Consider the following 1,927-nt stretch of genomic DNA (forward strand, 5'->3'; position numbering starts at 1 on the left):
CTACTGGGTGTCGTACTACAAGAACGTCAGCCTCATAGTGAACGGTGACTCGAAGACGTACTACGCGTACCTGAAGGTCGTAAACCCCGCGACGGGTCTACCGCAAGACTCCCAGCTAGTCCTCTACGTGTACAAGGCGAATGCCAATAGGAGCCTCTCTGGCTACCCGACGCCCGCTCCGGAATCGGCCTCCTACATTGCCAGCCTCAACCTGACCACCACATCGTGGGTCAATCTAACAACGATCCCGGCGGGCGGAGCGGTGGAGATCGACCTCTACGTGTACATACCAGAGGGCTACCAGCTACCAGCGCCAGTTACCGCCCAGCTACTCCTAGTCTACAGCCCGTCCAGCGAGCAGCCGCCGTAGACACGACACCACTAAAAAACTTTTTTTATCAACTCTAACAACCTTCATGGTGCTATCATGTACCCGAGGGACATGCTTCTACTCGTTGTAGCGGCACTGTTGGTCGCGGCTTTCCTAGCCCCTTACCTAGGCTTCCCGCCCTTCGCCCTGAGCCTGGTCGCCGGCTACTCAATGTACCCCTCCCTCAAGCCGGGCGACCTGGTCTTGAGCACCGCCGTCTGGCTGACGGGCTTCTCGAAGGGCGACGTGGTGATCTACTGCACAGGCTTATTCCACTGCGTGGTACACAGGGTCGTGGAAGTAGCCGGAGGCGCTGTCGTGACTAAGGGGGACTTCAACCCGGCCCCAGACCCTCCCGTCCCGGAGACGGCCGTCAAGTACAGAGCGGCCCTCGCAATACCGCTGGCGGTGTGGCTCCCGCTGGCGGTGGTACTGGTGACCTCGCTGTTCATACCCCTCTGGGACTTGAGGCGGCTCTTCCAGCCCCTACACTTAGAGACGACCTTGTTCGTCCTGTTCGTAACGCTCTACGCGGTGTTCACAGCCCTCTACGTGGTGGGCCGGCCGCCCTATAGAACCGTCCTCCAAGCCCCCAGCCTCGAGCTCGCGGGCTACGAGATATCCGGGGACTACACGGCTCTCACACTGGACTACTCGACCTTCAACACGAGTATAGTCGGCGTTTCCAGCTGTAGTGTTGTAAGCCCGGCAGGCCTCTACTCCTGCACCTACGCGAGGGTGGTCAACGGTAGCAGGGTGGTAATCGGTGTACCAACAGGCTTGTACAAGGAGCTCTTCCAGGCCGGGGTGAACTACTTCTACGTGAACCTGACCGCGAAGCTCGACAGAGGCCTCCTCAAAGGCTACTACCCGATACACTTCGCTCTACGCAAGCCGGCGGTGAAGGTGGAGGGCTGTACCCTGCTCGTCGAGAACACCCTGCCCTTCCCCCTCGAGAACGTCTCGGTGAGAGTCACTTACGTGAACTCTACGTGGGTCGGCCTAGTGAACGTCGTGCACAGCCGGGATGAGTCCTTTGACGTGACAGTAGAGCCGATGGAGACGTACAGGCTGGAGCTCCGGGGGGTATTCGACTACGCGTACGTAAGAGTCTCCTACTACTACGGGAACGAGAGCGTGGTCTGGGTTGGGAGAGCCGAGCCCTGTAGTCGGTGAGGAGGAGAGGTACAAGAAGGTCCACTACGTCACGGGGTTCCCCACCCTGTTCTACGGAGTCTACATGGTCCTCGCACTAGTGCTACCGCTCTACCGGGTCTACGGGGTCCTCGACGGTCTGGTCGCGTTCTCCCACTACCGGGTCACCTACTACGGCACGCCGATAACGGTTGACGAGCTCGACAGGACGAGCTACATGGCCGCCCCCTCGTCCTGTTCGCCGTCTACATGGTGTTCAGCGGGGCCAACCTGCTGCTCGCCCTATTAGAGGGCGAGGACTACACTGTCCAGCTCAGGCTGTGCTTCACGGGAGGGCTGGTGGGCGCGGTCTCCTCGGCGGTGTTCCTGGGCCTCTACAGCTACTTCTTCACGAGGGCTGTC

Annotated in this window: 3 protein-coding genes; all 3 read left to right on the forward strand. The window is 60.1% G+C overall.

The genetic code is table 11. The annotated features are described in order from the left end of the window. On the forward strand, window positions 1–370 hold a 370-nt coding region (locus tag ACP5VX_RS07140), incomplete at its 5' end, for a hypothetical protein (RefSeq protein WP_428725188.1). 57 nt (window positions 371–427) lie between these two features. Further along, complete coding sequence (locus tag ACP5VX_RS07145; RefSeq protein ID WP_428725189.1) at window positions 428–1,546, forward strand: signal peptidase I; 1,119 nt, start codon at window positions 428–430, stop codon at window positions 1,544–1,546. After that, the gene (locus ACP5VX_RS07150; RefSeq protein WP_428725190.1) at window positions 1,518–1,814 is read left to right on the forward strand and encodes a hypothetical protein; all 297 of its coding nucleotides are present in this window, start codon (window positions 1,518–1,520) and stop codon (window positions 1,812–1,814) included. Before ACP5VX_RS07145 ends, ACP5VX_RS07150 begins: the two co-directional genes overlap by 29 nt. Window positions 1,815–1,927: the final 113 nt, after the last annotated feature.

It is taken from the genome of Thermogladius sp. (genome assembly GCF_049970955.1).
Lineage (GTDB): Archaea > Thermoproteota > Thermoprotei_A > Sulfolobales > Desulfurococcaceae > Thermogladius.

Excerpts from the sequence above, each read along its gene's own strand:
- ACP5VX_RS07145 (WP_428725189.1), top strand. The coding sequence starts at position 428 with ATGTACCCGAGGGACATGCTTCTACTCGTTGTAGCGGCACTGTTGGTC.